This window comes from Saccharothrix carnea (assembly GCF_003014735.1).
Classification (GTDB): Bacteria; Actinomycetota; Actinomycetes; order Mycobacteriales; family Pseudonocardiaceae; genus Actinosynnema; species Actinosynnema carneum.
In genome coordinates, this window is sequence record NZ_PYAX01000005.1 from 317,486 (window position 1) to 340,708 (window position 23,223).

Genomic DNA, 23,223 nt, shown 5'->3' on the forward strand with positions numbered 1-23,223 from the left:
GAGAGGTTGAGGGACTGCTCGTGACTCCACCCGAGAAGCCAGAGGACAAGACCGCGGTGATCACCCGGCCCGGTGCCGGGTCGACACCGGCGGCCGGTGCCGCGCCCACCGGCGCCGAGAAGCCGGCGGTCGACGCCTCGGGGGCGTCCGAGCAGCCCGAGACGCCCGCGGCCGGTGCGACGTCGGCCACCGCGGCGTCGACCGGTGCCGCGCCGACCGACGCCAAGACCGAGAAGGTCGACCGGTCGGCCTTGGAGCACGACGAGGCCGCGGGGCCTCCGCCGTGGCAGCGGGTGACGACCGAAACGCAGTACGCCGAGGCGCAGCAGGTCGGTCCCGCCGACCTGATCGCCGTGCAGGAGCACCAGGCGGTCGAGGCGTCGCAGCCCGCGTACCCGGCCAGCGACCCGGACACGGTGGCGGTGGCCAGGCCCGTGGTGTCGGGCTCGGCCGCGCCGGGTTCGGCGCGCACGCAGGTGAACCTGGGCGGCCCGAACGGTCGTCCGGCCGCGTCGGCGCCCTCGGCCCGTCGTCCGGGGCGCGGTCCGCGGCGGGCGAGCCTGCAGGTGAAGCGGGTCGACCCGTGGTCGGTGCTCAAGCTGGCCCTGGTGCTGAGCGTGGCGCTGTTCTTCGTGTGGCTGGTGGCGGTCGGCGTGCTGTACGGCGTGCTGAACGGCATGGGCGTCTGGGACAAGATCAACAACACCGCGAGCGACCTGCTCCAGGGCAACGAGCCCAACGGCGACCCGCTGATCAGCGCCGGTCGCGTGTTCGGCGTGGCGGCGATCGTGGGCGCGGTGAACATCGTGCTGTTCACCGCTCTGGCGACCGTGGGCTCGTTCGTCTACAACGTCTCCGCTGATCTTGCCGGGGGTCTGGAAGTGACCTTGTCCGAGCGGGAGTGATCTACGACCACCCGATTTGGGGCCACGACGGACGGTGCTGTAGTCTTGCCGTCGTTGCCCCAAGGGCCTATAGCTCAGACGGTTAGAGCGCTTCGCTGATAACGAAGAGGTCGGAGGTTCGAGTCCTCCTAGGCCCACCGGAAGTTCACAGGTGTTGCAGAGGGGAATCGCCGTGAAGAAGATCATCGCACTTGTCGCAGTCGCCGGTGCGGTTCTGTTCTTCGTCAAGCGCAGCCGCTCGGCCAAGGCCGACGCGGACCTGTGGCGCGAGGCCACTGCTCCCACCGACTGACCCGCGAGGGCGGTTCGTCTGCCGCCCCCGTACGGGGACGTAGCTCAATTGGCAGAGCACCGCCTTTGCAAGGCGGGGGTTAGGGGTTCGATTCCCCTCGTCTCCACTCGCTTCTGGGCGAGGTGTGCCGACGGATAGCGTCGGCCACCTCGCTCTTTGTGTTTATGTGGGAGTGCAACCCCCCACGCCCCGTCCGGCGGGCTTCGCCCCCGGACCCCCCATCAGAGCCGCCGGCCGCGCGTGGTGTCCGGTTCGTCTGGATCGTGGGAGGGGCGCGAAAGTTTCGGGTTTGGTGTTTACTGGGTGTGGCCGCTGGGTCATCCCATGAGTGGTTTGTCCCCGTGGTGCTTTCGCGGATAGGCGATAAGTGAGGGCCCGCACCCAATGCCGCTGGGTGCGGGCCCTCGTCTTGCCCGCTGCTATGCGCTGACGAGCGCCTGTTCCTGCTTGCGTGCGGCGATCACCTTGTCCACGGCCCAAGCGCCGGGGCCGGTGAACGCCAACAGCAGGAACACCCACGCGTACACCGCGGCCAGCTCGCCCTTGTTCTGGATGGGCAGGAGCCCGGCGTGCTGGTGGACGACGAAGTACGCGTAGGCCATCGCACCGGATGAGATCAGCGCGGCGATCCGGGTGCCGAGGCCGATGACGATCATCGCGCCACCGACGAACTCGATCAGTCCGGCCGGGCCGGACGGCCAGTCGGTGATCGACACGGCACCCTTGGAGCCCAGCACGCCGAACAGCTTCTGCGCGCCGTGGCACATGAACAACACGCCGACGACGACCCGGAACACAGCGATGGCGTGGTCTCGACCGCGGTCAAAGATGTTCATCTTGACTCTGTCCTCACATTGCAGGGGCGGCCGGCAGGGTAAGGACACCGTAATGTGGTTTACGTTGTGTGCCTAGGTGGTCACCATGTCGATTGGCTGTCCGCCATCTGATTGACTGGCGGCCCTATGAACCGTGTGCTGCTCACCGCCCTGCCCTCCCTGCTGGTCATCGGTGCGCTGGCGTCCTGTGCCACCGCCGAACCCACCTCGGCGCCCAACGCCGCGACCACCACCAGCGCAGTGGCGAAGACGACGACGACCACGCCCGCCGGGCCGCCGCCCCCGCCGGAGCCCTCGGCCGAAGGCCAGTGCCCCTACCTGGCCTCTTCGGTCGTGCAGGAGGCGAACGGGCAGCTGGTGAGGAAGGTGCGGCTTTCCGCAGACCAGCCCAACCCGGCTTGTTTCTTCTACGCCAACGGCACGGACGTGCAGCTGTCCGTGTGGGTGTTCCAGGGCGAGCAGGCGACCGCGAAGGCGGTGGTGGACCGGGCCGCGCCGGTCGCCGACTCCAGTCCCGCGTCGGCGCCCGCCGGGTGGAACGGCGGCTCGCTCACCACGGACACGGGTGCGGTCTACGCGGTGGCCAAGGACGGCAACGCGGTGGTCGTGACCAGCAACCAGAAGCAGACGATCAAGGCCCGCCGGGTCGCCGAGACCGTGGTCGGCAACCTGGGGCTGTGAGCGGGCACGACTTCGCGCCCGTCCCGTGGCGGGGCGGGCGCGAAGCGCTCTTGCCGGTCAGCTGCGGCTGTGCTGGTCGGAGACCTGGCCGTTGCGGGCCGCGTGCGGGCGCACGGACTCGGGGGTGGCGCCGGTGGTGGTGTCGGACGTGACCTCGACGTCCTCTTCCTCCAGGCGCACCTCCTGCGGCCGCTTGGTCAGCGCGAGGTAGCCCGCCACCGCGGCGGCGGCGAACACGCCCAGCACCCACGGCCAGCGGCGGCGTTTCGGGTGCTTGGCCGCGGCCATCTCCTTGCGCGCCTGCTCAGCGGCCTTGCGCACGTCCTTCGCGCGCACCTTGGCCTCCTTGCGCGCCCGCTCGGCGGCCTTGACCATGTCCTTGCGGACGACCTTGGCCTTCTTCGCGAGCTGCTTGCGACCGCGCCGGGTGGACTTCTCGTAGGCCTCGGCCTTCTCCACCAGCGCACCCGCCTTGTCGGCGACGACACCGCGGACGTAGTCCTTGGTCACACCGCGCTCGGCGAGCTTGCCCTCGGCGCGCTGCGCGAGCTGAACAGCCGCGTCCGCGCCCACGTGACCTGCGCGGACAGCGTTGCGGCGAACAGTCCGCACCGCCTTGCCGACCGACTCCCCGGCCCGGGTCATGGCGTCTACCTCATCCATATCGCGCTCCAGAAGCTGTCGGTCAGTCACGTTCCAGGCAATACCCATCGTGCCCCTTCCCCAACCACCCCGCCCGGTGATGGCACGATGGGTGCGTGGCAGACAGCAACGAATCGTTCGTCGGGACCAAGGTGACGGCGACCCTGCACACCTCGCAGGGCGACATCCGCATCAACCTCTTCCCCGACCACGCCCCCAAGACGGTGGCCAACTTCGTCGGCCTGGCCGAAGGCACGAAGAGCTACACCGAGCCGAACGCGAAGGGCGAGTCGTCCGGTCCGTTCTACGACGGCGCGATCTTCCACCGGGTGATCTCCGGTTTCATGCTCCAGGGCGGTGACCCCACGGGCACCGGCCGCGGTGGCCCGGGCTACAAGTTCGCCGACGAGTTCCACCCGGAGCTGCAGTTCAACAAGCCCTACCTGCTGGCGATGGCGAACGCCGGGCCCAACAGCAACGGCTCGCAGTTCTTCATCACGGTCGCGCCGACCACGTGGCTGAACTTCAAGCACACCATCTTCGGCGAGGTCGCGGACCAGGACTCGCGCAACGTGGTGGACGCGATCGGCGCCACGGCGACCGGCGCCGGCGACCGCCCGGTCACCGACGTGGTGATCGAGAAGGTTTCGGTGGAGCGCGGCTGAGTGGCCGACTCGCCGATCTCCCCGCCGCCCGGTGAGCCGGTCGGGGCGCGACCAGACCTGCCGGTCTGCGTCCGCCACCCCGATCGGGCCACCGGGCTGCGGTGCGTCCGCTGCGACCGGCCGGCGTGCCCGGAGTGCCTGCGCGAGGCCTCCGTCGGCTACCAGTGCGTCGACTGCGTGAACGAGGGCCGGGCCACGGTGCGCCGGCCGCGCACGTTCGTCGGCGCGGAGTTCTCGCAGCGCATGGTGGTCACGCCGGTGCTGATCGTGGTGAACGTGGTGCTGTTCGCGATCACCGCGGCCCTCGCGGGCAGCGTGGCGGCCAACCAGCGGTCGGCGCTGTTCCTCGACCTCGTCATGTACACGCCGGCGGTCGCCTGGGACGGCGAGTGGTGGCGGCTGGTGACGTCGGGGTTCCTGCACTTCGGGCCCCTGCACCTGGCGTTGAACATGATCGCGCTGTACGTGCTGGGCCGTGACCTCGAACCGGTGTTCGGCAAGCTGCGGTTCTCCGCGGTGTACGGGGTGTCGTTGCTCGGCGGCGGTGTCGCGGTGTACCTGTTCGGCGGCATCGACACGATCGTCGCCGGCGCTTCGGGCGCGGTGTACGGGCTGATGGGCGCGATGCTGGTGGCCGTGCTGCGGCTCAAGCTCAACCCGGGTCCGGCGCTGGGCGTGATCGGGTTGAACGTCGTGCTCAGCTTCACCTTGCCGGGCATCTCGCTGCTCGGGCACATCGGCGGGCTGGTGATCGGCGCGCTGCTGACGGCCGGGCTGGTCTACGCGCCGGCCGCGAAGCGGAACAACTGGCAGGCCGTGGCCGTGGTGGGCGCGGTCGCGGTGCTGGTGGTGCTGGCGATCGTGCGGACTGGGCAGCTGGTCTGACCGCCGGTGGCCGGGTGATCGCCTACCCGGGTGACACCGGGCCGAGTCGCCGGTCGTCGACTTCTGCTCAGGGCCGCAGGGCGTGCAGCACGTCCGCCACGTCGCGCGGGTCCGTGCCCAGGTCGAGCGGGGTGAAGACGAACAGCTGCTCGTCTTCGCCGCGCTGCCAGTCGAGTTCCAGCGTGGCGGTTTCCCGGCCGAGCCTGCGGGTGCGGGCCAGGCGCACCTTCACCTCGTGCCACGGCAGCAGGCGGGCGCCGCTCAAGGTGCGCACGGTGAGCCCTGAGTCGTCCACCAGCAGCCTAGGGCGGACGAAGGTGCCGTAGGCGCCCAGCGCGAGCTGGATCAGCGTGGCGAGGCCGAGGAAGACCCGGCTGACCGGGTCCGAACTGAGGAACGTGACCAGCAGGAACACGGCGGCCAAGCCCCAGGCGAGACCGACGAGGCCGGGCTGGGGCGACCAGGTGCGCGGTGGGTTCACGCCTTCGAGTCTGCCGCACTTGTGGACAACTGGGGCCTCCGACCGGGGCTTGTGCAATTTGGCGCAAAGTTGTCCACAGGAGTTGTCCCCATTGGGGATGACTTACATCTGTGTGCTTCGGTGACCGTCCGGTGAACCAGGTGAACTACCGGGTAACGCGGAACGGCCCGGACGTGGAGCACGTCCGGGCCGTCGGCCACTTGGCGTAGCGCGTGGTCAGCGCCATTTCATGGTCATCAGCAAGCCGACGATCATCAGGGCGAATCCGATGCCGAAGTTCCAGGACCCGAGGTCCATCATGACCGGGACCTTCTCGCCCGCGATGTAGTTGACCACCAGCCACGCCAGCCCCAACAGCATCATGCCGAGCATCACGGCGACGTAGACGGGGTGCGACGGCCCCGCTGCCTTGACCTTCACCGGGGTGCGGCGATCGGCAGGCGCCGTGTAGACGGCCTTCTTGCGGACCTTGGACTTGGGCATGCTGTCCTCGCCTGACGGGTGGATAGGCCTCCAGTGGCGCGAGTTCACGTCCACTGCTGGATGAACACGTTAACGTAACCGAGCAGGTCCCTGAAGCACCGTGTAGTCCTGGAACGTTCGGCTTGGGAGGTTTTCCGGTGAGCTACGACCCGCCCCCGCCGCAAGGCGGCCCGCCGGGCCGACCGCCACGACCCAGGCCACAGCCGCCCCACGTCACCGGCGAACCACCGCTCCCCGGCCACCGCCCACCCACGCCACCGGGTGGTTTTACCAGGCCACCGACCCCGCCGGGCGGTGTCGACCGCCCGGTCGCACCGTACCGGCCGCCCACGCCCCCCGGTGGTTTCGACCGCCCGCCGACGCCTCCGGGCGGCTTCGACCAGCCAGTCGGCCGTCCCGGCGACCTCGACCGGCCCGCGACACCCGCCGGAGGTTTCAGCCGTCCGGGCGAGTCCCGCCCGATCCCCGCCGAGCCGCCCGCGACCGGCCGCCGTGCCCGCCGCGACGACCTGGCGCCACCGGTCGAGCCGCCGCCCACCGGCCGCCGTGCCCGCAGGGACGAGGCCGAGCCGGCGGCACCCGTCGAGGCCCCGCCTTCAGGCCGTCGTGCGCGCCGTGACGACCTGCCTGTCGCGCCCGTGCACGGCGAGTTGCCCCAGGACGAGCCGGTTGCGGGGCGTCGTGCGCGTCGCGATGACGTCCCGGTCGAGCCGGTGTTCGGCGAGCTGCCCGGGGTCGAGCCGCCCGTGGGGCGTCGGGCGCGCCGTGGCGACGTGCCTGTCGAGCCCGTGTACGGCGAGCTGCCCCGGGAGGATCCGCCCGCCGGCCGCCGCGCCCGTCGCGACGACGTGCCGGTCGAACCGGTGTACGGCGAGCTGCCGCCGGCGGAACCACCGGCCGCCGGGCGTCGTGCCCGCAGGGACGAGGTGGGACCGCCCGCAGGCCGCCGTGCGCGTCGTGACGACGTGCCCCCGCCCGTGCCCCCGCCCGTGCCGCCGCCCGTGCCGCCGCACGTCGAGCAGACCACGTACGTCGAACCGGTCCGGGCCGAGCCACCGCCCACCGGCCGTCGCGCGGTGCGGGACGAACCAGGCCTGCCCGCGTCGTCCGAAGTGGCCGCACGCCTGGGCGGAGCCGCGCCACCGACCGGCCCGCCGCGTCCCCGCCCCGCCCCGCCCGAAGCGGACGCCACCCGCTTCACCAACGCGTTCTCCGGCAGCCTCCCGCCGCCGCCCGGTGCCCGTCCGCCCGCGCCGCCGCGCCGCCCTCGCCCCGTCGACCCGCCCACCGAGGTCATCGCACCCGTGGACGACTACGACGACGAGTACGAGGACTACGACGACGAGTACTACGAGGACGACGACTACTACGACGAAGACGACCAGCCCGGCCCGCCGCCGGACAGCACGGCCCGCAAGACCGTCCGCACGATCGGCGAGCTGCTGATCACGGCAGGCCTGGTCATCCTGCTGTTCGTGGTCTACGAGGTGTACGTCACCGACCTCATCTCGGCGGGCAAGCAGGACGACGCCACCCAGGCGCTGGACGAGCAGTGGAACGCGAACACGGTCGAGGCCGACCAGCAGCGCCAGGCGCAGTACGAGCTGCTGGACGGCCAGGCGTTCGCCAAGATGTACATCCCGGTGTTCGGCCCGGACTACAAGTTCTCCATCGTCGAGGGCACCACCGACAAGGACCTGGAGATCGGCCCCGGCCACTACAAGGGCACCGCGCTGCCGGGCGACCCGGGCAACTTCGCGGTGGCGGGCCACCGGGTCGGCAAGGGCGCGCCCTTCAACGACCTGGACCTGCTCAACTCGTGTGACGCGATCGTGGTCGAGACGCAGACCCACTGGTTCGTCTACCGGGTGCTGCCGAAGTCCGGCGAGGCGGCGGACTGGGCGCAGCGGCAGGCCGAGGCCAAGTGCGAGAAGGTCTCGCCGCTTGGTGCGCCGTACGACAAGGCGGTCGGCCAGTCGATCGTGCTGCCCACCCAGGGCGAGGTGATCAACCCCGTGCCGTACTTCGAGGGCGAGGTGCCCGCGGCGCAGCAGGCGGCGCTGATGACGCTGACCACCTGCCACCCGCGGTTCTCCGACAAGCAGCGGCTGATCGTGCACTCGGTGCTGACGATGAGCTACCCGAAGGCCCCCGGCTTCGTGCCCGAAGAGATGAAGGAGCAGTGATGTACGGGTGGATCTGGCGGCACCTCCCCGGCCCGCTGCCCGTGCGCGTCCTGGAAGCGCTGGTGCTGGTGGCCGGGGTGGTGGCGCTGCTGATGTTCGTGGTGTTCCCGTGGGCGGAGCCGAAGCTGCCGTTCAACAACGTGACGACGCCGCAGTAGGGGCTACGACCGGCTGATGTCGGTCATCTCCGCCCGGTCCACGACCTTCACCCGGTCACGGCCGCGGGCGGCGCCGAGGGCGATCTCGTGTGCGTCCAGCCTGCGCCACCCGGCCACGGTGGTGAACGGCACGGCCCGCTGCTCCAGGAACCGCACCACGGCGTCGGGCTCGCGGCCCGGCGCGGCGGGCAGCACCGGCGCGTCGGCGAGCAGGCTGGTCACGGTCTCCAGCGCATCGCCCTTGGTGTGGCCGATGAGCCCCACCGGGCCGCGCTTGATCCAGCCGGTGACGTACACGCCGGGCATCGCCTGCTCGTCCAGGTCGAGCACGCGGCCCGCCTGGTGCGGCACGGTGCCGGAGGTGTGGTCGAACGGCAGGTCGACCAGGTGCGTGGACAGGTAGCCGACCGCCCGGTACACCGCCTGCACGGGCCAGTCGGTGAACTCGCCCGTGCCGCGCACGCCGCCGTCGCCGTCCAGCTCCATCCGCTCGGTGCGCAGCCCGGTGACCGACGTCGACCCCAGCACCTCGACCGGCGCTTCGAGGAAGTGCAGGTGCAGCCGGCGCGGTCGTGAGCCGACGTCGCGGATCGCCCACTCCTGCAGGGTCTTGACGACCATCTCGACCTGCTTGTTCGACCGGATCGCCGCCATGCTCGCCGCGTCGAAGTCGATGCCCTCGGGGTGCACGATCACCTCGACGTGGGGTGAGTGGTCGAGTTCGCGCAGTTCCAGCGGGGTGAACTTGGCCTGCGCCGGCCCGCGGCGCCCGAACACGTGCACGTCGGTGACCGGGCTCGACTTGAGGCCTTCGTAGACGTTGTCCGGGATGTCGGTGCTCAGCAGCTCGTCGGCGGTCTTGGCCAGCACGCGGGCCACGTCGAGCGCGACGTTGCCCACGCCGAGCACAGCGACCTCGCGGGCGCGCAGCGGCCACGTGCGCGGCACGTCGGGGTGGCCGTCGTACCAGGAGACGAACTCGGCGGCGCCGTACGAGCCGTCCAGGTCGATGCCGGGGATGTCCAGCGGCCGGTCCTTCTCGGCGCCGGTGGAGAAGATGACCGCGTCGTAGAAGTGCCGCAGGTCGTCGAGCTTGAGGTCGACGCCGTACTCGACGTTGCCGAAGAACCTGATGCCGGGACGGTCCAGCACGCGCTGCAGGGCGTTGACGATGCCCTTGATGCGCGGGTGGTCCGGCGCGACGCCGTACCTGATCAAGCCGTACGGGGCGGGCATCCGCTCGAAGAGGTCGATGCCCACCTCGGTGCCCGACTCGGCCGCGGACTTGGTCAGGATGTCGGCGGCGTAGATGCCGGCGGGGCCGGCGCCGACGACGGCGACGCGGAGGGATCGGGTCATAGGACTAGGTTAGGTTAGCCTAAGATCACTTCTGGCGAGAGGTTCGTCACGGCTACGCTGGTCCCATGCGCGTGCTCGTGGTCGACAACTACGACAGCTTCGTCTACAACCTCGTCCAGTACCTGGCCCAGCTCGGGGTCGAGTGCGTGGTGCGGCGCAACGACGCCGTCGAGCTGGACGAGATCGCCGAGGTCGGTGGCGTCCTCGTCAGCCCGGGCCCCAGCACGCCGGACAAGGCGGGCAGGAGCATGGACGTCATCCGCCACTGCGCCGACTCGGGCGTCCCGGTGTTCGGGGTGTGCCTGGGCCACCAGGCCATCGGCGCGGTGTGGGGCGGCACGGTCGACCTCGCGCCGGAGCTCCTGCACGGCAAGACGAGTGTCGTGCACCACAACGGCGGCGGCGTGCTCCAGGGCGTGCCCAGCCCGTTCACCGCGACCCGCTACCACTCCCTGACCGTGCTGCCCGACACCATCCCGGCCGAGTTCGAGGTGACCGGGCGAACCGAGTCCGGCGTGGTGATGGCCATGCGCCACCGCGAGCTGCCGGTCGAGGGCGTCCAGTTCCACCCCGAGTCCGTGCTGACCGAGGGCGGGCACCGGATGCTGGCGAACTGGCTCGCGGTGTGCGGGTTCGAGGTGCCCGAGGCCACCGTCTCGCAGCTGGAGAACGGCATGCGCGAACTCGCCGCCGCAGCCGACCGCCGGGGCTGACCGGCGCAGCCGACCAGACGGAAAAGGCCCCTCCGCGACGCACGTCGGAGGGGCCTTTCCGGTGTTCCGCGCTACCTGGTCGAGGTAGGCCCGCCGATCTTGAACTCGGCCATGGTCACGTTGATCCGCGCGTTCTTGCCCACCGGCTGGTTCGGCTGGATCTCCTGCTCGAGGATCTCCTTGTCCTGGCTGATGTCCGACACCGGTTGCTTGGTGACGGTCAGCTCGTTGCCGGTCCACCCGGCCTGGTTGAGCTTGGTGCGCGCCTGGTTCTCGGTCATCCCGCGCAGGTCGGGCATGATGAACTGGTTGTTCTTGGACACGCTCAACGTCACCAGCGTGTCCTTCTCCGCCCGTCCGGGCGCCGGGTTCTGGGCCACGACCTTGTTCAGCGGCTCGGCGCTGTCGACGTCCTTGGTCTGCACCTTGAACCCGTTGCCCTCGAGGGTGGCGCGCGCGTTCTCCAACGTCTGGCCGGTCACGTCCGGCAACTGCACGGTGTCCGGGGCCTTGCCGAGCGTCACCGTGATCGGGCTGCCCATCGGCGCGCTCGTGCCCGGCGACGGCGACTGCTGGACGACCTTGCCGACCAGGTTCGGGTCCTCGGTCTCGGCGGTCTCGGTGGCCTGCTGGTAGACCCAGCCCTCGGCTTCCAGCTTCTTCTGCGCCTCGGTCGGGGTCAGCCCGGTGACCGCGGGCACCGGCGCGGGCTTCGGGGCGTCGCCGATCACCAGCTTGACGATGCTGCGCTTCTCCACCTCGCGGTTGGCCGGCGGGTCGGTCGAGATCACCTTGCCGACCTGGTCGACGGTGCAGGTGGGCTCCGGTCCCGGCTGGCACGGCATCGTGGCGACCTCGACGCTGAGGCCCCTGGCCTCCAGGTCGGCCCGCGCCGCCGACTGCTCCTTGCCCACCAGCGACGGCACCGTGACCTTCTCCGTGGCCGCGGTCTTGTCGCCGTCGCTGAGCAGCGTCGTGGTGATCCACGCGGCGAGCGCGAGCACGGCGATGCACAGCAGGACGACCAGGGCGACCATGATCGCCTTCTTGCGCCGGGCGCGCCGCTCCTCCTCTTCCTCGGCCAGCGGGTCGTACTCGGCCGGTTCCTCGCGCTGCGCCGAGGGCCGGTGCCGCCCGCCCGTGGACGGCGCGACCTCGGTGCGCGGCGACGACGACTGGTTGAGCACCGCGGTGCGGTCCTCCGCCGTCATCACGGCGGGCGCCGAGGGGCGCTGCCCGGACAGCACGCGCACCAGGTCCGCACGCATCTCCGCGGCCGACTGGTAGCGGTTGGCCGGTCCCTTGGCCATCGCCTTCAGCACGATCGCGTCCAGCGCGGGCGTCACCTTCGGGTTCAGCGCCGACGGCGGCTTCGGGTCCTCCCGCACGTGCTGGTAGGCCACCGCCACGGGGGAGTCGCCGGTGAACGGCGGCTCGCCGGTCAGCAGCTCGAACAGCACGCAGCCCGACGCGTACACGTCCGACCGACCGTCGACGGCCTCGCCGCGGGCCTGCTCCGGCGACAGGTACTGGGCGGTCCCTATCACGGCGGCCGTCTGGGTCACCGCGGCCTGACCGTCGTGCACCGCGCGGGCGATGCCGAAGTCCATCACCTTCACCGCGCCCGACCGGGTGATCATCACGTTGGCGGGCTTCACGTCCCGGTGCACGATGCCGTGCCGGTGGCTGAAGTCCAACGCGGCCGACACGTCGGCCATGACCTCCATCGCCCGCTTGCCCGACAGCGGCCCCTGCGTCTTGACGATGTCGCGCAGCGTGCGGCCGTCGACGAACTCCATCACGATGTAGGGCAGCGGGCCGTACTCGGTCTGGGTCTCACCGGTGTCGTAGACCGCGACGATGGCGGGGTGGTTCAGCGCCGCCGAGTTCTGGGCCTCGCGACGGAACCGCTCCTGGAACTGGGTGTCACGGGCGAGGTCGGCGCGCAGGACCTTGATGGCCACGTCCCGGCCGAGCCGGACGTCCCGGCCCTTGTGCACCTCCGACATGCCGCCGTAGCCGAGGGTCTCACCCAGTTCGTAGCGGTTGGAGAGCAGTCGCGGAGTGCTCATCAGTGCTTCGTCCCGCTCCTCGTCAACGGTCTCACCATCAAGCCTTGCGTTCGCTTTCGTACCGTTTCAGCGTCAAGTCGGTACACACGTCACCTTGACCCGTGAGCCGATCGCAACCTCACCGGTCGGCGCCAGGTCCGACACCAGGCACTGCTCGGGGTCCCGGGGCGCGCCCCCGTCCTCGGAGTGCGCCTCGGGTTCCAAGCCGAGCCCGGAGAGCTCCTGCACGACTTCGTCCACCGGGAGGTTGACGTAGTCGGACTTCGTGACCGTCACCTTCGGCTTGCCGGGGAGACGGTCGGTCGAGTCGTCCAACGGGCGGGCGCTCGTGGTGCCCTGCTGGTTCGCTCCGCCGGGCACCTGGTCGTCCTTGAGCGCCCAGCGCAGGATGACCACGCCGAGCACCAGCAGCGCGACCACCAGCACAGCGACCATAACCCACAGCACGGCGCGATTGCGCCCCGGTGGCCGTGCGCCCGGTGGCAACGGACGGAAAGCGCCCGTGTGCGGAGTGTTCATCCCTGGTGGGACCGGCTGCATGCCCGGGCGGGACCCCGGATGGGTCACCGGGATGCCCGGGTGGGTGCGCTGCGCGGGTGGTGGCGTCAACGGGGCGGCCATCGGCGCGCCGACCGCCATCGCCAGCCCGGACGGCGTGGGCAGCGGCTGGCCCGACCGCACCGCGCTCACCGCGGACGCGAACTCGCCGCCGTTGCGGTAGCGCTGGCGGGGGTCCTTCACCAGGGTCGCCTCGATCAGGGCCCGCGGCCCCGGCGGCACGTCCGGCGGCAGCGGCGGCGCGATGTCCCGGATGTGCATCATCGCGACCGTCACCGCGTTCTCCGACCGGAACGGCCGGTGCCCGGTCAGGCACTCGTAGCCGCACACCGCCAGCGCGTACACGTCCGACGCGGGTTCGGCGGCGTGGCCGAGGGCCTGTTCCGGCGCGATGTAGTGGGCCGTGCCCATGACCATGCCGCTGTGCGTGACGGGCGCCGCGTCGGCGGCCTTCGCGATGCCGAAGTCGGTGATCTTCACCGTGCCGGTCGGCGTCACCAGGATGTTGCCCGGCTTCACGTCCCGGTGCACCAGCCCTCGCTCGTGCGCGGCCTGCAACGCGTTGCCCGCCTGCTCCAGCACGTCGAGCGTGCGGTCGGCGTTCAGCCTGCCGCGGGCGATGATCGCGGCCAGCGGCTCGCCCTCGACCAGCTCCATCACCAGGTAGGCGGTGTCCTCCGGCCCGTCCGGGATCGACGCGGTCTCGCCGTAGTCGTGCACCGCGGCGATGCCGGGGTGGTTGAGCGACGCGGTGGTGCGCGCCTCGATGCGGAACCGGTTGAGGAACTCGGCGTCGCCGCTGAGCTCCGCCTTCAGCACCTTGACCGCGACCTTGCGGTCCAGCCTGGTGTCGTCGGCCTCCCAGACCTCGCCCATGCCGCCGACCGCGATCCGCTTGGACAGGCGGTACCGCTCGGCGAGCAACTGGCCGGAGGTCAGCATCAGCGTCCCCCGAGGTAGGCGCCGATGACCGCGCGGCCGATCGGGGCGGCGACCCGGCCGCCGGTGGCCGCCAAGCCCTGCTGGCCGCCGTTCTCCACGATCACCGCGATCGCGATCTCCGGCTTCTCGGCCGGCGCGAACGCCACGTACCAGGCGTGCGGGTTGGTCGAGCGGACGTTCTCGCCGTGCTCGGCGGTACCGGTCTTGGACGCGATGGTCACGCCGCTGAGCTTGCCGCCGCCACCGGTGTTGTTCTCCGAGGCGATCATCATGTCGCGCAGCGCCTGGGCGTGCTCGGGGTCCATCGCCTCGTCGACCTCGTCCGGCTTGGTCTCGCTGATCACCTGGAGGTCGGGCGCCAGGATCTTGCCGACCAGGTGCGGCTGCATCCGCACGCCGCCGTTCGCGACGGTCGCCGCCATCACCGCGTTGACCAGCGGTGTCACCCGGACGTCCTTCTGGCCGATGCCGGTCTGGTAGATCGACGGCTTGTCCGACATCGGGCCCAGCGTCGAGGGCACCACCGACAGCGGGATCGACAGGTCCTGCTCGCCGATGCCGAACTTGGCCGCCTGGTCGCGCAGCTTGTCCGCGCCCAGCTCGGCGGCCAGCACCGCGAACGCCGTGTTGCACGACTTGGCCAGCGCCTCCTGCAGCGAGGCGGTGACGCCGTTGCCGCAGTTGGTGTCGTTGAAGTTCGGCAGCGGCGTGTTCGTGCCCGGCAGCGTGATCACCGGGCGCCCGTCGACCTCGCTGTCCTTGGTCTTGCCCTCGGCCAGCGCCGCCGCCGTCACCACCAGCTTGAACGTCGAACCGGGCGGGTAGTTCTCGTGCACCGCGCGGTTGAGCATCGGCTTGGACTTGTCGGCGTCGTAGCCGGCCCACGCCTCTTCCTGCACGTCCACGTCGTGGCTGGCAAGCACGTTCGGGTCGTAGGACGGGGTGCTGGCCATCGCCAGGATCTCCCCGGTCTGCGGCCGGATCGCGACGACCGTGCCGGTCACGCCCTGGAGCCGCTCGAACGCGGCCTGCTGGAGCTTCGCGTCGATCGTGAGCTGGAGGCTGCCGCCCTTGGGGTCGCGGCCGGTGATCAGGTCGGACACCCGGCGCGCGAACAGCCGGTCGTCCGAGCCGTTGAGCAGGTCGTCCTCGGCGCGTTCCATGCCGCCCGCGCCGTACAGCGTGGAGAAGTAGCCGGTCACGGGCGCGAACGCGGGCCCGTTGGCGTAGGTGCGCAGGTACTTCAGCCGGTCGTCGACCCGCTGCACGCTGGCCAGCGGCGTGCCGTCTGCGGCGATGATCTGGCCGCGCTCACGCGAGTACTGGTCCAGGATGACCCGCCGGTTCAGCGGGTCCTTGCGGTAGTCGTCGGCCTTGATGACCTGCACGTACGTGGCGTTGCCCAACAGCAGGAGCATCATCGCCATCATGGCGAGGCCGATCCGGCGGAGCGGTGTGTTCATTTCGGACGCTCCACCATGACAGTGAACTGGTCGGCGATGGCCGGCTGCTGCGGCCGGGGCTTCGGCGTGGTCTTCGGCGCGCGGGCCGCGTCGGAGATGCGCAGCAGCAGCGCCACCAGGATGTAGTTCGCCAGCAGCGACGAACCGCCCTTGGACAGGAACGGCGCGGTGATGCCGGTCATCGGGATCAGCTTGGTCACGCCGCCGACGACGATGAAGATCTGGAACGCCACCGCGAACGCGAGGCCGCCGCCGAGCAGCTTGCCGAACGTGTCGCGCACCGCGAGCGCGTTGCGCAGGCCGCGCATCGCCAGCACGGTGTAGATCAGCAGCACCGCGGCCAGCCCGACGAAGCCCAGCTCCTCGCCGATCACCGCGGTGATGAAGTCGGTGTTGGCCTCCGGGATCTGGTCCGGCCGGCCGCCGCCCAGCCCCGCGCCGAACAGCGCGCCGGTGCCGAGCCCGAACAGCGACTGCACGATCTGGTAGCCCGCGCCGGACGGGTCCGCGAACGGGTCCAGCCAGTTCTGCACCCGGATCTGCACGTGCCCGAACAGCTTCCACGCCACGAACGCGCCGACGCAGAACATCAGCACGCCCAGCACGACCCACGCGGCCCGTTCGGTCGCCACGTACAGCAGCACCAGCACGATGCCGAAGAACAGCAGCGAGCTGCCCAGGTCCTTCTGCAGCACCATGATGCTCACGCCGACCGCCCACGCGGCGATCAGCGGGCCCAGGTCGCGGGCCCGCGGCAGGTCCAGGCCGAGCACCCGGCGGCCCGCGATGGTGAACAGGTCGCGCTTGGACACCAGGAACGCGGCGAAGAACACCATCAGCAGGATCTTCGCGAACTCGCCCGGCTGGATGGAGAACGCGCCGAAGCTCAGCCAGATCTTCGCGCCGTTGATCTCCGGCGCGATGAAGCTCGGCAGCACGCCCGGCAGCACCAGGGCGACCAGGCCGAGCAGGCCCGCGGTGTAGCCGTAGCGGGCCAGCGTGCGGTGGTCGGACAGCACCTTCAGCACGGTGCAGAACAGCACCAGCGCCATCGCCGTCCACAACACCTGTTTGGGCGCGGCGGGCGACCACACCTGGTTGCCGGGCAGCTTCACGTCCGCCATGGCCAGGTCGATCCGGTGGATCATCACCAGGCCCAGGCCGTTCAGCAGCGCCACGCACGGCAGGATCACGGGGTCGGCGTAGGGCGCCCACGTGCGCACCGCGAGGTGCGCCACGGTCAGCAGGCCCAGGTAGGCCAGGCCCAGCCACAGGATGCTGAGGCTCAGCTCCTGCTCCTGGTTGGCCTCCACCAGGATCAGCGCGCCCGTCACCAGGACGGCGGCGAACGCGAGCATGAACAGTTCCGTGGTGCGTCGCGTGGGCGGCCTCAACCCGGGCGACGTGCTGCTCGCCGCCGCGAGCGGTGTGCCCTCAGCGCCGGGGACCGGCGAACCCATGCGACTACTGACCCTTTCGGCAATCCGTGCCCGGCTTCTGCACGGGCGTGGTGAGGGGTGTTCCCTCCACGGTGGTGGACGTCGGCGCCTCGGTCGAGGTTGCCGTCGGGTCCACCGGTGGGGTGGACGTGGTGGCCTCGGCGCTGTCCTTCGGGCAGAACGGCAACGTCTGCTCGGTGCGCAGCCTGCGGATCGCCTCCCGGGCGCCCTCCAGGCCGTCCACGTCGGTGATGCCGTTGCGCACCACGTCCCGGGTGGCGACCTTCAGGTCGTCCACCGTGATCGGCTCGCACGCCTGCGCGCCGGGCGGGCACGAGCCCTCCACCTTGCGGTGCAGGTCGAAGCCGAACACGCTGCCGGTCACGCCGCGGAACACCGACACCTCGCCGTTGTCCGCCGTGCCGACGTAGTACTGCCGCAGCACGTACCAGCGGGTACCCAGGCCCGCCGCGACCAGCAGCAGGAGCAGGAAGATCACCAGGGCCAGCGCCTTGAGCCGGTTGTTGCGCGCCCGCCGGGGGTCCGGCATCGGCATCGGCTCGACCCGCTGGGGGATCGGCCGCGGCCCGGTGATGGAACTCGCCCGCGAGGCGGGCGAGTCGGGGGGTGGTGGGTCTTCGCTGCCGTCTCCGGCCGCGCCGCCCACTATGGGCGCGTCCTCCCCGAAGTCGACGTCGACCACGTCGGCGACGACGACCGTCACGTTGTCGGGGCCGCCGCCCTTGAGCGCCAGCTCGATCATCCGGTCCGCGCACGCCTGCGGGTCCGGGATCCGGATCGCCTCTTCCAGCGTCTCCATGCTGACCACGCCGGACAGGCCGTCCGAGCACAGCAGGTAGCGGTCGCCCGGACGGGCTTCCCGCACCATCAGCCTCGGCTCCACCTCGTGGCCGGTCAACGCGCGCAGCAGCAGCGAGCGCTGCGGGTGCGTGGCCGCTTCCTCCTCGGTGATCCGTCCCTCGTCGATCAACGACTGCACGAACGTGTCGTCGTGCGTGATCTGCGTGAACGTGCCGTTGCGGAGCATGTAGGCGCGGGAGTCGCCGATGTGCACCATGCCCAGTCGCGAACCCGCGAACAGCACGGCGGTGAGCGTGGTGCCCATGCCGTCCAGGTCGGGGTCGCTCTGCACGAGCTCGGAGATGGCGCCGTTGCCGGCGATCACCGCGTCGCGCAGCTGGCCGAGCAGGTCGTCGCCCGGCTCGTCGTCGTCGAGCGGGGCCAGGGCGGCGATGACGACCTTGCTGGCGACCTCGCCCGCGGCGTGGCCACCCATGCCGTCGGCGAGCGCGAGCAGGCGTGGGCCCGCGTACACGGAGTCCTGGTTGTTCGAACGGACCAGGCCCCGGTCGCTGCGGGCCGCGTATCGGAGGACGAGGGTCATGAGCGCAGCTCGATCACCGTTTTGCCAATTCGGATCGGGGAGCCGAGCGGGACCCGGAGTGGGGCCGTGACCTTCGCCCGGTCGAGATAGGTGCCGTTCGTGGAGCCCAGGTCCTCCACGTACCAGTCGGTACCGCGCATGGACAGCCGCGCGTGCCTGGTCGACGCGAAGTCGTCGTCCAGCACGAGCGTGGAGTCGTCGGCGCGGCCGATCATGATCGGCCTGCCGTCCAGGGAGATGCGCGTGCCCGCCAGCGCGCCGTGCGTCACGACGAGCTGCCGGGCCGCCTTGTTGCCCCGGGCGGCCTTGCTAGCGCCTCTGCCGAACTTGGGCGTCGGGACGCGCAGCCCCGACGCCGCGTACAGGTCGGAGCGGACCACTCGAAGCGCAGCCAACACGAACAACCAGAGCAGGACGAGGAAACCCGCTCTGGTCAGCTGCATCACCAGCTCTGGCACCGGTTGTAACCGCTCCTGACTTGAGTGCCGTCACGCCTACGCCCGAATCGACCGCTCAGCCCTGGGTGCGGTAGACCAGCGAGGAGTGGCCGATGCGGACGACGTCGCCTTCCGCGAGCTGCCAAGTCTGCACTGGAGTGCCGTTCACCGTGGTGCCGTTTGTCGAACCGAGATCAGCGAGCATGGCACTGTGCCCGTCCCAGGTGATCTCCAGGTGCCTCCTGGAGACCCCGGTGTCGGGAAGTCGGAAGTCCGCTTCCTGGCCGCGGCCGACCACGTTGCCGCCCTGCTTGAGGTTGTAGGTGCGGTTGGAGCCGTCGTCCAGGTGCAGCGTCGCGTTCAGCTGGCGGGGACCGGACTGGACCGCCGGCGGCGCGTAACCCGCGGCCGGGTCGCCGTAGCCCTGCTGCCCGTAGCCCTGGTCGTAGCCGGGCTGCTGGCCGTAACCGGGCTGCTGGCCGTAGCCCTGGTCGTACCCGGGCTGGGCGTAACCCTGGTCGTAGCCCTGCTGGCCGTAGCCGGGCTGCTGCTGCCCGTAACCCTGGTCGTAACCGGGCTGCTGGCCGTAACCCTGGTCGTAGCCGGGCTGCTGCTGCCCGTAGCCCTGGTCGTAGCCGGGCTGCTGGCCGTACCCCTGGTCGTAGCCGGGCTGCTGTTGACCGTAGCCCTGCTCGTAGCCGGGCTGCTGCTGGCCGTAGCCCTGCTGGTCGTAGCCCTGCTGCTGCTGGCCGTAGCCGCCCTGTGCATAGGGGTCGTAGGCGGGCTGGCCCTGTCCTTGTCCGTAGCCGGGAGGCTGGCTCATGGATCCGTCTCCTGCAGTGCGAGGTGGTGCTGACCGTCGGCTGGCAACTTTCACGTCGGGGTCGACGGACGAGCTGGTTCGGAACTGTCCCGTGTGCAGCGCGTCGGAGCGCTCCAGGGAGACTACGACGTCACCATAGGTATCCCATCCGCTCTCTTCGAGGTGCTCCCGGATGGAGTCCCCCAGAAGCTGGGTGATGCGTAGTTCATCCTGACCGTCCCCGGCAAGCCGATCGTGGTCCTGCGGACCCAGCAGGACCTTGAAGTGGTTCGGAGCGAGCAACCTGCCACCCGCCAACTCGCGGATGCTGCTCTCCGCCTCCCGCTGCAGTGCCTGGGCCACTTCCTGCGGTACGACGTTGCCACCGAACACCCGCGCGAAGGTGTTGCCGACGATGCCTTCGAGACGGCGCTCGAAGCGCTGTACGAGGCCCACGGCAACCCTCCGACCCGGTCGACTTCTTGGACCGATCGTATCCGGGCTGACGTGGCGGTACACGGGGCAATTGGTAACCCGGACGGGGACCATGCTAGTGTTCTCCACGTCGCTCCGGGCGAGTGGCGGAATGGCAGACGCGCACGGTTCAGGTCCGTGTGTCCGAAAGGACGTGGGGGTTCAACTCCCCCCTCGCCCACCAAAATCATGAAGTCCCATCCACAGCCGTGGGTGGGACTTCTGGTTTTCCCGGACTTTTCGCGCCCTGCAGATGCGTGATGTCTGTCACCCGCACAGCCGCGGCCGAACGTGGTGGCGCCGGGGCGGTCGGTCGGTTTCACGCGGCGAGCGGTCGGTGGTGGAGCGGGCGGCGGGACCACCGGTCCCGGTTCGGCGGTCGTTCCAGGCGAGCGACGCACACGCTGAGCAGTCCCCGGGGTCTCGCGGACCACCCGGGTCACCCAGACGGCAGCACCGCCGGACCGAAGTCGCCCCACCGGTCGCCGACCGGTTACCGACCGCTCGACGCCGTCGATCGCAGGACGCCTTTTGCCCCGGTGGTGCGGCCGGTCCCACCTGGTACGCCTTACCCAGAGCACGAGTCGAAACGCGGCGGACAGCCCGTCGTGGTTGCCGAGGAGGCCCTGGCGTGAGCAGCACACCAGCACGGATCGCGGACACCGATGACACCAGGGCGCTGTCGGCGACCGCGGTTCCGGTTCCCGAACTGCCCGGTTCCGTCGAGGAGCTGGCCGCCTCCGCGGCGGTGCGCCTCGGCTGGCACGGCGTGGTGCTGCCCGAGATGGTTCTCATGGGTCGCAAGGTGATCGTGGTCGCCGAGCTGATGGCCGACGCGCACGCCGAGCGGCTGTGCCTGGGCGCGGGCCCGGAGACGGACCGCACGACGGTGTCGACGTGGGTGTGGCCGGAGATGGACGGCCGCGTGCCGCCCGCCGCGGTGCGGATCATCGGCGTGCTGGCGGTCGCCCGCCACTGGCGGACCGCGCTGGCCTCGGCGGTGCCGTTCGCCCGCTTCGGCAACGCCGCCGCCGTGCTGCCGACGTCGGTCGTGTTCACGCACGACTACCTGGCCAACTGCCTGCCGCGGGTGCGCCGCTACGGCGTCTCGGTGCTGCTGGCCGACGAGGAGCTGCAGCTGAGCACGGACGTCGCGGGCCGCAACGAGACCGTGCCGGTCGAGGACACCGCGACCACGCGCTGGGTGAACGAACTCGTGTACGAGCGGGTGCTGGCGACCGCGTCCTGACCTACGGTCGGACCATGCGGGTAGTGATCGCGGGCGGACACGGCAAGATCGCGTTGCGGGTGGAGCGGCTGTTGGCCGCGCGGGGTGACAGCGCCACGGCGCTGGTGCGCAACCCGGACCACCACGCCGACGTGCTGGACGCGGGCGGTGTCCCGGTCCACTGCGACCTGGAGGCGACGGACGTCGCTTCGGTCGCGGAACTGATGACCGGCGCGGGCGCGGCCGTCTTCGCCGCGGGCGCCGGGCCGGGTAGCGGGGTGGCGCGCAAGGACACCGTGGACCGGGCCGCGGCGGCGCTGTTCGCGGCGGCGGCGGAAGAGGCGGGCGTGCGCCGGTTCATCCAGATCAGCACCACCGGCATCGGCCGCACCACCGGTGACGAGGTGTTCGACGCTTACCTGGCGGCCAAGGGCGCCGCCGAGGACGACCTGCGGGAACGGGACCTGGACTGGACGATCCTGCGGCCGGGGCGGCTGACCGACGACGAGCCGACCGGCCGGGTGGAGCTGTCGGAGAAGCCGCTACGGGGTTCCGTACCGCGCGGTGACGTGGCGGCGGTCGTGGTGGCCCTCCTGGACCGTCCCGGGACGGTCCGGCGGACCTACGAGTTGATCTCCGGCGACACCCCGATCGCGGACGCGTTCTAGGCCTTTCGCGAGTTGTCCACAGGCGCGGGCGGACGGCCCCGCGGTGTCGGTGCGATCTGGCAGGATCAAGAACAGGGATCCCCTGGGCGGGGACCCTTGCGGGAGCGTTGGTGGCGACCGGCCGTCGTGGCGGGTCACCTGGCGTCGTGGGGCGGCCGGTCGTGGCGAGGTCAGCCGAGCACGCGGTCCAGGTAGGGGTTGCTGAACTTGCCGGTCGGGTCGGCGGTGGCGCGGACGCGGCGGAAGTCGTCGAAGTGCGGGTAGAGGCCGCGCAGGGTGTCGGCGGTGAGGTTGTGCATCTTGCCCCAGTGGGGGCGTCCGCCGACCGCGCCCGCGATCCGCTCGAACGCGTCGAAGTAGCGCCGGTACGGCATCCCGAGGTACTGGTGGACGGCGATGTAAGCCGTGTCACGGCCGTGCGCGGTGGAGAGCCAGATGTCGTCGCCCTGGGCGACCCGCACCTCGACCGGCACGATGACGCCGTGGTCGAGGCGGGCGACGGCGGCGCGCAGTTCCCGCAGCACGTCGTGCAGTGACGAGCGCGGCACGGCGTACTCCGCCTCCACGAACCGCACCCGCCGGGGCGTGACGAAAACGCGGTGCGAGACGTCGCGGTAGTCGCGCTCCGAGACGAGCGAACCGCACACCCGGTTGAGCGTCCTGGTGGTCGCGGGCACGGCCTTGGCCAGCTTGCAGACCAGCCCGAACGCCCCGTTCTCCATCACCTCGTACTCGTAGAACCGCCGCACGGCCGACAGCGGCGCGGCGGGTCGGTCGACCCGGTTGTTCCGCTTCAAGATCACCCGGTCGGAGTGCGGGAACCAGTGGAACTCCACGTGGTCCTCGACGGCGGTGAGGTGGTCGAACTCCTCCAGCACGGCGTCCAGCCGGCCGGGGAACTCGCGGGCGTGCAGCACGAACGCGGGCACGCACCGCAGCGTGACCGTGCTGATCACGCCGAGCGCGCCGAGCCCGACCCGGCCCGCGTGGAACAGCTCGGGGCGTTCGTCGGCCGAGCACCGCACCAGCGAACCGTCGGCGAGCACGAGTTCCAGCGCGACGACCTGGGTGGCCAGGCCGCCGAGCTTCGCGCCGGTGCCGTGCGTGCCGGTGGAGATGGCGCCCGCCACGGTCTGCGCGTCGATGTCGCCGAGGTTCGCCATGGCCAGCCCGAGCACGTCGAGCAGGGCGTTGAGCTGCCGCAACGTGGTGCCGGACCGGACCGTGACGAGGGTGCCGGACACGTCGACCACGCCGGTCCACGCGTCGAGGTCGACCGCGACGCCGGGCGCGGCGGCGATGTCGGTGAACGAGTGCCCGCTCCCGCGCGGGCGGACACTGGAGGCGCCGGCGACCACGGCGGCGAGCTCGTCGACGCTCGCCGGGTGCTCCACCCGGTGTGGGTTCGCGGACGCGGTGCGCGCCCAGTTCGTCCACGGGGTACCCATG

At 70.9% G+C, this 23,223-nt stretch carries 22 protein-coding genes, 3 tRNA genes and 1 pseudogene; 13 read left to right on the forward strand and 13 right to left on the reverse strand.

Annotated elements, in window-relative coordinates; genetic code table 11:
- The first annotated feature begins 20 nt into the window (after positions 1–20).
- The 4 genes and pseudogenes from B0I31_RS16275 to B0I31_RS16285 all read left to right on the forward strand — a co-directional run bounded on the left by B0I31_RS16275 (position 21) and on the right by B0I31_RS16285 (position 1,303).
- Positions 21–905 (forward strand): DUF3566 domain-containing protein, encoded by an 885-nt coding sequence (locus tag B0I31_RS16275; protein WP_106616231.1) that lies wholly within the window; start codon positions 21–23, stop codon positions 903–905.
- Between the two features lie 63 nt (positions 906–968).
- A tRNA-Ile gene (locus tag B0I31_RS16280) sits at positions 969–1,042 on the forward strand.
- Between the two features lie 35 nt (positions 1,043–1,077).
- A pseudogene (locus B0I31_RS41205) lies at positions 1,078–1,194 on the forward strand (DLW-39 family protein); the annotation flags it as partial.
- A 36-nt stretch (positions 1,195–1,230) separates the two neighbouring features.
- Positions 1,231–1,303: transfer RNA gene (locus tag B0I31_RS16285), tRNA-Ala, on the forward strand.
- A gap of 313 nt (positions 1,304–1,616) precedes the next feature.
- Here the strand turns inward: B0I31_RS16285 and B0I31_RS16290 are convergent.
- Positions 1,617–2,033, reverse strand: coding sequence for a DoxX family protein (locus B0I31_RS16290; RefSeq protein WP_106616232.1), 417 nt, complete (start codon positions 2,031–2,033; stop codon positions 1,617–1,619).
- 126 nt (positions 2,034–2,159) lie between these two features.
- On the opposite strand from B0I31_RS16290, the gene B0I31_RS16295 reads away from it, so the two are divergent.
- Positions 2,160–2,714 (forward strand): DUF2020 domain-containing protein, encoded by a 555-nt coding sequence (locus B0I31_RS16295; RefSeq protein WP_106616233.1) that lies wholly within the window; start codon positions 2,160–2,162, stop codon positions 2,712–2,714.
- Between the two features lie 57 nt (positions 2,715–2,771).
- Here B0I31_RS16295 and B0I31_RS16300 read toward each other — a convergent pair whose 3' ends face one another.
- A complete protein-coding gene (locus B0I31_RS16300; protein WP_146173864.1) occupies positions 2,772–3,377 on the reverse strand; it encodes a hypothetical protein in 606 nt (201 codons plus the stop codon).
- Positions 3,378–3,472: 95 nt separating this feature from the next.
- Here B0I31_RS16300 and B0I31_RS16305 point away from each other — a divergent pair, with 95 nt between their 5' ends.
- Complete coding sequence (locus B0I31_RS16305) at positions 3,473–4,021, forward strand: peptidylprolyl isomerase (protein ID WP_106616235.1); 549 nt, start codon at positions 3,473–3,475, stop codon at positions 4,019–4,021.
- Positions 4,022–4,906 (forward strand): rhomboid family intramembrane serine protease, encoded by an 885-nt coding sequence (locus B0I31_RS16310; RefSeq protein ID WP_106616236.1) that lies wholly within the window; start codon positions 4,022–4,024, stop codon positions 4,904–4,906. It abuts the gene before it with no gap.
- Positions 4,907–4,973: 67 nt separating this feature from the next.
- Here the strand turns inward: B0I31_RS16310 and B0I31_RS16315 are convergent, their stop codons facing one another.
- Together B0I31_RS16315 and crgA are read right to left on the reverse strand one after the other, a co-directional pair.
- A complete protein-coding gene (locus B0I31_RS16315; RefSeq protein WP_106616237.1) occupies positions 4,974–5,387 on the reverse strand; it encodes a PH domain-containing protein in 414 nt (137 codons plus the stop codon).
- Positions 5,388–5,603: 216 nt separating this feature from the next.
- Positions 5,604–5,870 (reverse strand): cell division protein CrgA, encoded by a 267-nt coding sequence (gene crgA, locus B0I31_RS16320; protein ID WP_053714567.1) that lies wholly within the window; start codon positions 5,868–5,870, stop codon positions 5,604–5,606.
- 773 nt (positions 5,871–6,643) lie between these two features.
- On the opposite strand from crgA, the gene B0I31_RS42930 reads away from it, so the two are divergent.
- The gene (locus B0I31_RS42930; RefSeq protein ID WP_342751486.1) at positions 6,644–8,056 is read left to right on the forward strand and encodes a class E sortase; all 1,413 of its coding nucleotides are present in this window, start codon (positions 6,644–6,646) and stop codon (positions 8,054–8,056) included.
- The gene (locus B0I31_RS40640; RefSeq protein WP_170185175.1) at positions 8,056–8,214 is read left to right on the forward strand and encodes a hypothetical protein; all 159 of its coding nucleotides are present in this window, start codon (positions 8,056–8,058) and stop codon (positions 8,212–8,214) included. Before B0I31_RS42930 ends, B0I31_RS40640 begins: the two co-directional genes overlap by 1 nt.
- A gap of 3 nt (positions 8,215–8,217) precedes the next feature.
- On the opposite strand, the gene B0I31_RS16335 is transcribed toward B0I31_RS40640, so the two are convergent.
- Positions 8,218–9,573 (reverse strand): FAD-dependent oxidoreductase, encoded by a 1,356-nt coding sequence (locus B0I31_RS16335; RefSeq protein ID WP_106616239.1) that lies wholly within the window; start codon positions 9,571–9,573, stop codon positions 8,218–8,220.
- A 65-nt stretch (positions 9,574–9,638) separates the two neighbouring features.
- On the opposite strand from B0I31_RS16335, the gene B0I31_RS16340 reads away from it, so the two are divergent.
- Complete coding sequence (locus B0I31_RS16340; RefSeq protein WP_106616240.1) at positions 9,639–10,286, forward strand: aminodeoxychorismate/anthranilate synthase component II; 648 nt, start codon at positions 9,639–9,641, stop codon at positions 10,284–10,286.
- 71 nt (positions 10,287–10,357) lie between these two features.
- Here B0I31_RS16340 and pknB read toward each other — a convergent pair whose 3' ends face one another.
- From pknB to B0I31_RS16375, 7 genes are all read right to left on the reverse strand, one after another.
- Positions 10,358–12,358: a Stk1 family PASTA domain-containing Ser/Thr kinase gene (gene pknB, locus B0I31_RS16345; protein WP_106616241.1), complete on the reverse strand. Its 2,001-nt coding sequence runs from the start codon at positions 12,356–12,358 to the stop codon at positions 10,358–10,360.
- Positions 12,359–12,430: 72 nt separating this feature from the next.
- A complete protein-coding gene (locus B0I31_RS16350) occupies positions 12,431–13,858 on the reverse strand; it encodes a serine/threonine-protein kinase (RefSeq protein WP_106616242.1) in 1,428 nt (475 codons plus the stop codon).
- The gene (locus tag B0I31_RS16355) at positions 13,858–15,321 is read right to left on the reverse strand and encodes a peptidoglycan D,D-transpeptidase FtsI family protein (protein ID WP_106616243.1); all 1,464 of its coding nucleotides are present in this window, start codon (positions 15,319–15,321) and stop codon (positions 13,858–13,860) included. The genes B0I31_RS16350 and B0I31_RS16355 overlap by 1 nt, the downstream gene beginning before the upstream one ends.
- The gene (locus B0I31_RS16360; RefSeq protein ID WP_106616244.1) at positions 15,318–16,781 is read right to left on the reverse strand and encodes an FtsW/RodA/SpoVE family cell cycle protein; all 1,464 of its coding nucleotides are present in this window, start codon (positions 16,779–16,781) and stop codon (positions 15,318–15,320) included. Before B0I31_RS16360 ends, B0I31_RS16355 begins: the two co-directional genes overlap by 4 nt.
- A gap of 4 nt (positions 16,782–16,785) precedes the next feature.
- Complete coding sequence (locus B0I31_RS16365) at positions 16,786–18,165, reverse strand: PP2C family protein-serine/threonine phosphatase (protein ID WP_106616245.1); 1,380 nt, start codon at positions 18,163–18,165, stop codon at positions 16,786–16,788.
- Positions 18,162–18,623, reverse strand: coding sequence for an FHA domain-containing protein FhaB/FipA (locus B0I31_RS16370; RefSeq protein ID WP_073897742.1), 462 nt, complete (start codon positions 18,621–18,623; stop codon positions 18,162–18,164). The genes B0I31_RS16365 and B0I31_RS16370 overlap by 4 nt, the downstream gene beginning before the upstream one ends.
- 55 nt (positions 18,624–18,678) lie before the next feature.
- Positions 18,679–19,860, reverse strand: coding sequence for an FhaA domain-containing protein (locus B0I31_RS16375; RefSeq protein WP_106616246.1), 1,182 nt, complete (start codon positions 19,858–19,860; stop codon positions 18,679–18,681).
- A gap of 116 nt (positions 19,861–19,976) precedes the next feature.
- Between B0I31_RS16375 and B0I31_RS16380 the strand changes: the two genes are divergently transcribed.
- The 3 genes from B0I31_RS16380 to B0I31_RS16390 all read left to right on the forward strand — a co-directional run bounded on the left by B0I31_RS16380 (position 19,977) and on the right by B0I31_RS16390 (position 21,774).
- A tRNA-Leu gene (locus B0I31_RS16380) sits at positions 19,977–20,062 on the forward strand.
- A gap of 447 nt (positions 20,063–20,509) precedes the next feature.
- Positions 20,510–21,127, forward strand: a complete 618-nt coding sequence (locus B0I31_RS16385) for a hypothetical protein (RefSeq protein WP_106616247.1) — start codon at positions 20,510–20,512, stop codon at positions 21,125–21,127.
- A gap of 14 nt (positions 21,128–21,141) precedes the next feature.
- Complete coding sequence (locus B0I31_RS16390) at positions 21,142–21,774, forward strand: SDR family oxidoreductase (RefSeq protein ID WP_106616248.1); 633 nt, start codon at positions 21,142–21,144, stop codon at positions 21,772–21,774.
- Positions 21,775–21,944: 170 nt separating this feature from the next.
- Here the strand turns inward: B0I31_RS16390 and B0I31_RS16395 are convergent, their stop codons facing one another.
- On the reverse strand, positions 21,945–23,222 hold the full coding sequence (locus B0I31_RS16395; RefSeq protein WP_106616249.1) for a D-arabinono-1,4-lactone oxidase: 1,278 nt from the start codon (positions 23,220–23,222) through the stop codon (positions 21,945–21,947).
- Position 23,223: the final 1 nt, after the last annotated feature.

Bases quoted from the DNA above. Each gene is read 5' to 3' on its own strand.
- B0I31_RS16335 (WP_106616239.1), bottom strand. From the start codon at position 9,573: ATGACCCGATCCCTCCGCGTCGCCGTCGTCGGCGCCGGCCCCGCCGGC.
- B0I31_RS16290 (WP_106616232.1), bottom strand. From the start codon at position 2,033: ATGAACATCTTTGACCGCGGTCGAGACCACGCCATCGCTGTGTTCCGG.
- B0I31_RS16300 (WP_146173864.1), bottom strand. From the start codon at position 3,377: ATGGATGAGGTAGACGCCATGACCCGGGCCGGGGAGTCGGTCGGCAAG.
- B0I31_RS16360 (WP_106616244.1), bottom strand. From the start codon at position 16,781: ATGGGTTCGCCGGTCCCCGGCGCTGAGGGCACACCGCTCGCGGCGGCG.
- crgA (WP_053714567.1), bottom strand. From the start codon at position 5,870: ATGCCCAAGTCCAAGGTCCGCAAGAAGGCCGTCTACACGGCGCCTGCC.
- B0I31_RS16395 (WP_106616249.1), bottom strand. From the start codon at position 23,222: ATGGGTACCCCGTGGACGAACTGGGCGCGCACCGCGTCCGCGAACCCA.
- B0I31_RS16340 (WP_106616240.1), top strand. From the start codon at position 9,639: ATGCGCGTGCTCGTGGTCGACAACTACGACAGCTTCGTCTACAACCTC.
- B0I31_RS16350 (WP_106616242.1), bottom strand. From the start codon at position 13,858: ATGCTGACCTCCGGCCAGTTGCTCGCCGAGCGGTACCGCCTGTCCAAG.
- B0I31_RS16295 (WP_106616233.1), top strand. From the start codon at position 2,160: ATGAACCGTGTGCTGCTCACCGCCCTGCCCTCCCTGCTGGTCATCGGT.
- B0I31_RS16355 (WP_106616243.1), bottom strand. From the start codon at position 15,321: ATGAACACACCGCTCCGCCGGATCGGCCTCGCCATGATGGCGATGATG.
- B0I31_RS16365 (WP_106616245.1), bottom strand. From the start codon at position 18,165: ATGACCCTCGTCCTCCGATACGCGGCCCGCAGCGACCGGGGCCTGGTC.
- pknB (WP_106616241.1), bottom strand. From the start codon at position 12,358: ATGAGCACTCCGCGACTGCTCTCCAACCGCTACGAACTGGGTGAGACC.
- B0I31_RS16390 (WP_106616248.1), top strand. From the start codon at position 21,142: ATGCGGGTAGTGATCGCGGGCGGACACGGCAAGATCGCGTTGCGGGTG.
- B0I31_RS40640 (WP_170185175.1), top strand. From the start codon at position 8,056: ATGTACGGGTGGATCTGGCGGCACCTCCCCGGCCCGCTGCCCGTGCGC.